The sequence below is a fragment of the Streptomyces lushanensis genome (genome assembly GCF_001700515.1).
In the GTDB taxonomy this organism is placed as follows: Bacteria; Actinomycetota; Actinomycetes; order Streptomycetales; family Streptomycetaceae; genus Streptomyces; species Streptomyces lushanensis.
Genome location: NZ_MAUD01000442.1, coordinates 1 through 6,947 on the forward strand (window position 1 = coordinate 1; position 6,947 = coordinate 6,947).

General features: G+C 68.6%; 5 protein-coding genes and 1 pseudogene. 3 read left to right on the forward strand and 3 right to left on the reverse strand.

Going from position 1 to position 6,947, the window contains the following annotated elements; translation table 11 throughout:
* Positions 1–1,534: 1,534 nt before the first annotated feature.
* Positions 1,535–1,939: a type II toxin-antitoxin system PemK/MazF family toxin gene (locus BFF77_RS29015; RefSeq protein ID WP_066955739.1), complete on the reverse strand. Its 405-nt coding sequence runs from the start codon at positions 1,937–1,939 to the stop codon at positions 1,535–1,537.
* Between the two features lie 164 nt (positions 1,940–2,103).
* On the opposite strand from BFF77_RS29015, the pseudogene BFF77_RS33795 reads away from it, so the two are divergent.
* Positions 2,104–2,394: pseudogene (locus BFF77_RS33795) on the forward strand (transposase); the annotation flags it as partial.
* Positions 2,395–2,539: 145 nt separating this feature from the next.
* On the opposite strand, the gene BFF77_RS29020 reads toward BFF77_RS33795, so the two are convergent.
* A complete protein-coding gene (locus BFF77_RS29020; RefSeq protein ID WP_079125586.1) occupies positions 2,540–3,433 on the reverse strand; it encodes a Vgb family protein in 894 nt (297 codons plus the stop codon).
* A 239-nt stretch (positions 3,434–3,672) separates the two neighbouring features.
* Positions 3,673–4,497 carry a helix-turn-helix domain-containing protein gene (locus tag BFF77_RS29025; RefSeq protein ID WP_066955750.1) on the reverse strand — a complete coding sequence of 275 codons (825 nt, stop codon included), beginning with the start codon at positions 4,495–4,497 and terminating at the stop codon, positions 3,673–3,675.
* A gap of 137 nt (positions 4,498–4,634) precedes the next feature.
* Between BFF77_RS29025 and BFF77_RS29030 the strand changes: the two genes are divergently transcribed.
* Both BFF77_RS29030 and BFF77_RS29035 read left to right on the forward strand, forming a co-directional pair.
* Positions 4,635–5,375 (forward strand): SDR family oxidoreductase, encoded by a 741-nt coding sequence (locus BFF77_RS29030; RefSeq protein ID WP_066955742.1) that lies wholly within the window; start codon positions 4,635–4,637, stop codon positions 5,373–5,375.
* 517 nt (positions 5,376–5,892) lie between these two features.
* Positions 5,893–6,843 carry an SMP-30/gluconolactonase/LRE family protein gene (locus tag BFF77_RS29035; protein WP_066955744.1) on the forward strand — a complete coding sequence of 317 codons (951 nt, stop codon included), beginning with the start codon at positions 5,893–5,895 and terminating at the stop codon, positions 6,841–6,843.
* The last annotated feature ends 104 nt before the right edge of the window (positions 6,844–6,947 follow it).

A 6,947-nucleotide genomic window follows, 5' to 3' on the forward strand; every position in this document is an offset into this window, starting at 1 on the left:
GGCGGGCCGACGGAACTCGCGACACCACGAGCACCAGCCCAGCGCGACGGCATGCCGGAACCACCCGACGCGGAGGGCTTCCGCCGGACCCTGGCGTACTGCCCGCGCGGCCCTGGCGCACCCACAGGGCTATGCGGCTGCTACTCCCGCAGAGCGCTGGGGTCGTGGCCCGTGTCCTGGCCGGTGTCGTCGTCGGCTTGAGCCGCCCGGCCCGGGCACAGGTGTCGCGGCTGCAGAAGTGCATCGCGATTGCGGAGCTGTCTGCGCCCACCGTAGGGGCTGCCCCGGTGAACGAGTCGGATGAGACAGGGCCGGGCTGACAGGCTGCACTCGTGGCCCTCGACGTTGCCTGGACGCCGGTTGGGCCGAGACCACCCCCGCGCAGACCAGGGAGGCTGCCGTTCTCCAGTGCTGGCGGCCTCGGGACCGGCCCCATCGTTGCGCATTCTAGTTGCGAGGTCTGACAAGCCAGGCAGAGGCGAACGAGTGGATTGGCAAGGGCGAGCAGACGGGGGCTGAAGTACGGATACGTAGGGCCTGCTGAGCTGAAAGCACTGGACCGGTCCGGGTCGCAAGGGTCGGGGAGTGGGCTCGCCGACGGACTTCGATGCTCCGTACGGCGCGCTGAGCGCCAGCAGTTGAGGTACGCCGTGGGCAGCGGACGATACGGACCGCGGTGACGGGGATTACGGGCATGCGAAGACGGCCTGCGTCTCATCCGGAGCCATGGCGCCGCACCCACTCCACCCCGAGCGCCGCCCCCGCCCGGCCCTGCGCACACCGTCCGTCCGGGCGTTCGTACGTCTTTCAGCCACCAGAAATTCTCCGCAGCCATCCACCAATCCCGTAGGAGTTGTCCAAGGGCTGTCTCGTAACGGTCATGGGGGCGTGTGCGGGTTCTGGTGGGATTCGTGACGTGCTCACACGTCCCACAAGCAGGTCCGCGCTCGTGGCGAGCACGTTTTTGCGCGTATGAGGACCTGGAAGATCCTGCGCGACTGTCGGCTCGAAGGAGACGGAGTACACCACGCGAGGCCCGGCGTCGCGTGCCTGCACAACCTCGTGCTCGCCGGGTGGGGAAGGTGGACTCGCCGCTGCTGACTGCGGCTGCGTCCATCCCGAGATCAGCCACAGGACAAACCTTAGGCACTGTCTCTTGGATCCGTCTGTGAGATCGTCGTGCTCATGGTCGAGTCTTGGGTGATCGATGACGACAGCCCTGTCCCTGTGTCGTCCGAGACACGCGGGTCAGTGGCGGTTTCCGTCGTGGTGGCCGCGGCCCCAGGACCGGCTGTCGACGATCCGGCCGTGATGGGGGCGGTAAGAGCTGCGATGTCAGCGTGGAGCGGCAAGACACAATTCGGCGGCCACTCAGGTGTCGGCGAGCGGTCTCCGTGGTGGCTGACATTCTGAGGCTGGTACTCCAGCCGTAGATCGTGATCTTGCGGGTGGCGCCCCGGAGGGGTAGATGGGGCCACCGTTGATCATCTCGACGAGATCGGCCGGACTGTCAGGGAGGCCGTTCTTTCTCCTCCTACTTGAGCTCGCCGAGACGGAGGGCGTCCCTGATGTCGCTGAACTTCGCAGCCGTAGCTGGGGTCCACTCCTTCTCCTGTTCACTGAGACGGAGCGCATCCTCAATCGCACTGAGCTTCGCGGATGACAGGACGCCCGCCTGCCCGATCAGGTCGTCCCGGGACAGTGTGGTCAGCCAGGTGCAAGGAGTGAAGCCCGGATACGAGAAGCCGAACCGCAGCACGCCTTCGAAGGGCAGTCCTTCCGTAGCTCCTACTGCCACTTCGACTCCCAGACCGCTGATGTCGACGTCAGCCGGAGCGACGACCTGCATCGCCCGGAACCCGCGCGCCTCGTCTCCCGACAGGAGTACGACCGGCCGCCGCTCGTCGAACTCGACCCACCAGACTTCGCCGCGTTGCACATGTCCTCCTGGCCCGGGACTGCGGGCGAACCCCGCACGCTCGCGACCGAAGCACGGAAGTAGTGCAGCCCCGTCTCCGGACGCCTTGACTGTTGGAAGGACTCTAGTCTGTGTCGCCAGGTCGGCCGCCACTACCTGGCCAACGACCCTCGGGGCTCCTGGCGGACCTGCGCGGCCTCGTGCTGGAGCACCCGGCGGACGACCAGGCGGTGCTGGTGGTCGACGAGACCGGCGACCTGAAGAAGGGCACCCACACTGTGGGAGTGCAACGCCAGTACACCGGCACCGCGGGCAGGATCGAAAATGCGCAAGTCGTGGTGTACCTCACCTACACCTCCCGGCACGGGCACGCCGCCCTCGACCGCGCTCCGTACCTGCCCAAGTCCTGGACCAGTGCCCCGGCCCGCTGCGAGCAGGCCGCCGTCCCGGATACGGTCGGCCTCCAGCGGCCTCCCCGGGACCAGCTCGTAACCGTCGGCTGTCGTCTGCGCTGGTCGCACCGCGTGAACCCGCAGGTACAGCACATCGATCGGGCCGCGCGAGTGTCTGGTGTGACGCGACACCGGCACAGGGCCGGTCCGAGTGGTTCGCCGTCCCGGGCTACGGTTCCAACCGCGCGACCCCTCCTGTCTCAAGGGCCACCCACAGGGCGCCGTCGGAGCCTACGGTGATGCCGTGCGGCTCGGACGACGGTGACGGCAGGCTGTACTCGGCGATCTCGCCGCTCTCGGTGATGTGGCCAATGCGGTTGGATCCCCATTCGGTGAACCAGCAGTCCCCGGCGGACGCCGCGACGATGGCGTGGGGTTTGGCCGTGCGGTCAGGGAGCGGGAACTCCTTGACACCGCCATCCACCGAGATCCTGCCGATCTGGCCCGCCGCGATCTCGACGAACCACAAGGCGGCGCCGTCGCTGGTGATGCCCACGGGTGCGGCACCGGGGGTGGGGAGTGGGTGCAGGACGATGTCCCCGCTGACGGTGATGCGGCCGATGGCGTTCGCCTGGTTGAGGGTGAACCACAGGGCCCCGTCAGGGCCTGCGGTGATTGCCGAGGGATAGGTGCCCGAATGGGGAAGGACGAACTCGGTGATCTCTCCCTCGCAGGTGATACGGCCGATCCGGTCGGTGTTCATCTCGGTGAACCACACCGCGTCGTCCGGACCGGCGGTGATACCGAAGGGTCCGCTGTCGGGCGTCGGTACGGGGAAGGACTCCGTTTCGCCGTCGATGGTGACGCGGCCGATCCGGTGGTCCTGGGACCGGGTGAACCACATTGCTCCGTCGGGCCCGGGAGCAATGACCGTAGGGCGACAATCAGACGAGTCCAGGGGGTATTCGTTGAGTTCGCCGTCGAGGGTGAGACGCGCGATGCGGCCGCTGTGCGCGAAGGTGAGCCACAGCGCACCGTCGGGTCCGGCCGCGATGCCGTAAGGCCCAGCACCCTTGTCCGCCACGGGGATCTCCCTGATGGCCGGGGCATCGGAATGGTGCACAGCAACTCCTTGCAGGTGGGATGGGGATCAATCAGCTGTCGCGCCGGGGGTTCTCCACGGTGGGCCGGGCGCCGGGCACGCGGGCGACGAGGCCCTGTGGGTCGCCGACCAGGTCATCGCCGCGCACACACATCGTCCTGGCAGGGGGCGTCGGGCCGAGTCCCGGACGAAATGACCCGGCCCCACCGTTCAGGGGCATCCGGGAGCGCGAGCGCCCGGCCGCCGTAGGTACGGCGCCCTCACGGCGTATGCCGGGCGATCGGGAGCAGGCTCGCCAGGGCCTCGGCGTCGCGGCTGCCGGGCTCGGCCGTACCGACGAACAGGGACTGGCCGGGGGAGTCCTGCACTTCGAAGGTCTGGTAGGTGAGGGTGAAGCGGCCTGCCACCGGATGGTGAAACGTCTTGGTCTTGCTGCCGAGGCGCCCCACACTGTGCGATCCCCACAGCGTTGCGAACTCCTCGCTGTCCCGCAGAAGTTCGGCGATGAGAGCGGTCGTCCCGGCGTCGTGTCGCTCGTGTGCGGAGGCCAGCCGCAGGGCGGAGACGGCGTCGTGGGCCACGGCGGGCCAGTCGGCGAACAACTCCCGGGCCGCAGGATCGCGGAACAGCGAACGCACCATCGCACGCGGATCCGTCAGGGGCGAGAGCAGTGCGTCGGCAAGGATGTTCGAGGCCAGGACGTCCATGCGTCGGTTGAGAACATAGGCGACCGCGGTGGGAAAGGCGTCCATCAGCCGCAGCAGACTGTCAGCGACCTTCTCCTCGTCCGGGGAAGGAAGATCGGGCTTCGGTACGAGCCCGGCCAGGTGGTAGGCGTGCCAGCAGGCATCCGAGTCCAGGCGTAGTGCCCGCGCGAGGGCGTCGACGACCTGGCCGGAGGGATGGCGTTCCCGGCCCTGTTCCAGGCGGGCATAGTAGTCGGCGCTGACCCCGGCCAGAACGGCGACCTCCTCACGCCGCAGTCCCTTGACACGGCGTCCCGCGGAAGCGGGAAACCCCACGTCGGCCGGGCTGACACGCGAGCGACGCACCTGTAGGAAGTCACCCAGTTCATTGCCGCTCATGCCCAGATCGTACGCCGCCGCTTCCTGGGGGTGCCGCACCTAGGAAGGCCCGTCCTGCCGCCGTGGCCGGATCAGGCGCACCCTGAAAACCCTGGTTGGCACACCACGCGGCCAACCCGAATCCCGAAGGGGTACGCATGACCCTCCCTCCCACGGCCGCCTCCAAGGTGGTGCTGATCACCGGGGCCGGCAGCGGCATCGGCGAAGCCACCGCCAGACGGCTGGCCGCCGCCGGGCACCCTGTCGTTCTCGGTGCCCGACGCGCCGAGCGCCTGGCCGCCCTCGCCAAGGAGATCGAAGCCGATGGCGGCAGCGCTCTGCCGTACGCCCTGGACGTGACCGATCCGGTCAGCGTGCGCTCCTTCGTCACGGCCGCCCACGACCGCTACGGCCGCGTCGACGTCCTGGTCAACAACGCCGGCGTGATGCCCCTGTCACGTCTGGACGCGCTGCGCACAGACGAATGGGACCGCATGATCGACGTCAATCTGCGCGGAGTCCTGCACGGCATCGCCGCCGTCCTGCCGATCATGAGCGCCCAAGGTGCCGGACACATCGTGAACATCGCCTCCGTGTCAGGGCTGCGCGTCGACCCGACCGCCGCCGTCTACAGCGCCACCAAGCACGCCGTCCGCGCGCTGTCGGAGGGGCTGCGCCAGGAGAGCCGGAAGCTGCGGGTCACCGTGATCAGCCCCGGCCTGACCCGAAGCGAGCTGGTCGACTCCATCGGCGACCACGACACCAGGGACGCGGTCATGGACCAGATGAGCATCGCGATCCCCGCCGCCGCGATCGGCGAGGCGGTCCACTACGCCATCGCCCAGCCCTCCGACATCGACGTGAACGAACTGGTCGTCCGCCCCACCGCCCAAGGGTGAACCATACGGTTCGCGTCACAGAAAGCCGGCCGCGGTGGCGACAGAAGACCGGATGCACGATGCCGCCGTAGCCCCTCTTTGACCCGACCCGACCCGACCTGGGGCTGTGGGTTGCCGGCTGTCGGCTGTCGGCTGTCGGATTTCGGCCTCGGCCCCAGGCCCGCGCGGGGAAGCGCCCCTTACGGACAGGAGTGATACCTGCACCCTGCCGTCATCCGGTATGAACGGAGATCTCCCACTGGCCGGAGCGTCGGGAAGCCGGACGTCAGCCGCCCTTCTCCGTCGGATGGTGTCCTACCCGAGGGGGTCTGCTCAGCGAGACGGAACGCAAGAGCGGCTGGACCCTGGCGGAGGCCGCCGGAGACGACGGCCCGAAGGAACTCGTAGGTGACACCTCGTGACGAACGAGCAGAAGGCACAGCACAGTTGACGCAGTGAACCGAGTTAACGGACCGTTGAGTCACTGAGTCAGTGAGTCCGCCGAGTCCCATCCGACACTTCACGGAGGCCCGGAACCATGTCCCTGAACCACCCCCGTCTGTCCCGACGCACGGTTCTCGCCGGTGCCGCCGCCGCGCTCGCGGTGGCGGCCGAAGCCGGCACGGCGAACGCCGCTTCCGGCGCCCGGACTCGCGTGTACCCGACCGAGTTCCCGCTTCCCGACGGTTTCCTCCCCGAGGGGATCAGCATCGGCGGAAGGCCGTACGCGTACATGGGCTCGCGCGCCAACGGCGCCGTGTACCGCACCGATCTCCGCACCGGCAGGGGTGGATTCGTCTACGCGGGGGCCGCCGGCACCGCGGCTATAGGACTCAAACTGGACCACGACGGCCTGCTCTACGTCGCCGGAGGCGGCGGTGGATCCGCGCGGGTCATCGACTCCCGAACCGGCGAGCTCGTGACCACGTACCAACTGACCGCCGAGACGGGCCACTTCGTCAACGACGTCATTCTGCTCGGCCGTCGCGCCTGGTTCACCGACTCGCGGGACAGCGTGCTTCACGGCGTACCGCGCGGCCACGCAGGAGAGATCCTCAGTCTGCCGCTCAGCGGTGACTGGGTGCAGACGCCCGACGTGAACAACGCCAACGGCATCGTGGGCACCCCCGACGGCCGGGGGCTGGTCGTCGTCAGCAGTACGCCCGGCAAGCTCTACCACGTGGACCTCAGGACCGGTCGCGCCACCGAGATCGCGCTGCGCGGCGCGGACAACGTCGCCAACGGCGACGGTCTCGTCCGTATCGGCCGCACGCTGTACGTCGTGCAGAACCGGCTGAACCTCATCAGCGTGTTCGATCTCGACACCAAGGTCCGCTCCGCCACCCTGCGCCGTACGATCACCGACGCCCGCTTCGACGTCCCCACCACGGCCGCACGGTGGGGCAATCGCCTCTACCTCGTCAACGCCCGCTTCACCAGCCCCCAGACGCCCGAAACGACGTTCAACGGTGTCGCCGTTTCCGTCTGACGCGGGGGCGCTTTGGACGACGCGCGGGACCGACGACTCGGCCGCGCGGGTCACCTGAAGCGGATGAAGCGGACAGCGTCGCGGGCCCGCCACGGCTGGTGGTG

What these genes read in the sequence shown, in the direction of transcription:
- BFF77_RS29025 (WP_066955750.1), bottom strand. Translation starts at nt 4,497, where the DNA reads ATGAGCGGCAATGAACTGGGTGACTTCCTACAGGTGCGTCGCTCGCGT.
- BFF77_RS29030 (WP_066955742.1), top strand. Translation starts at nt 4,635, where the DNA reads ATGACCCTCCCTCCCACGGCCGCCTCCAAGGTGGTGCTGATCACCGGG.
- BFF77_RS29035 (WP_066955744.1), top strand. Translation starts at nt 5,893, where the DNA reads ATGTCCCTGAACCACCCCCGTCTGTCCCGACGCACGGTTCTCGCCGGT.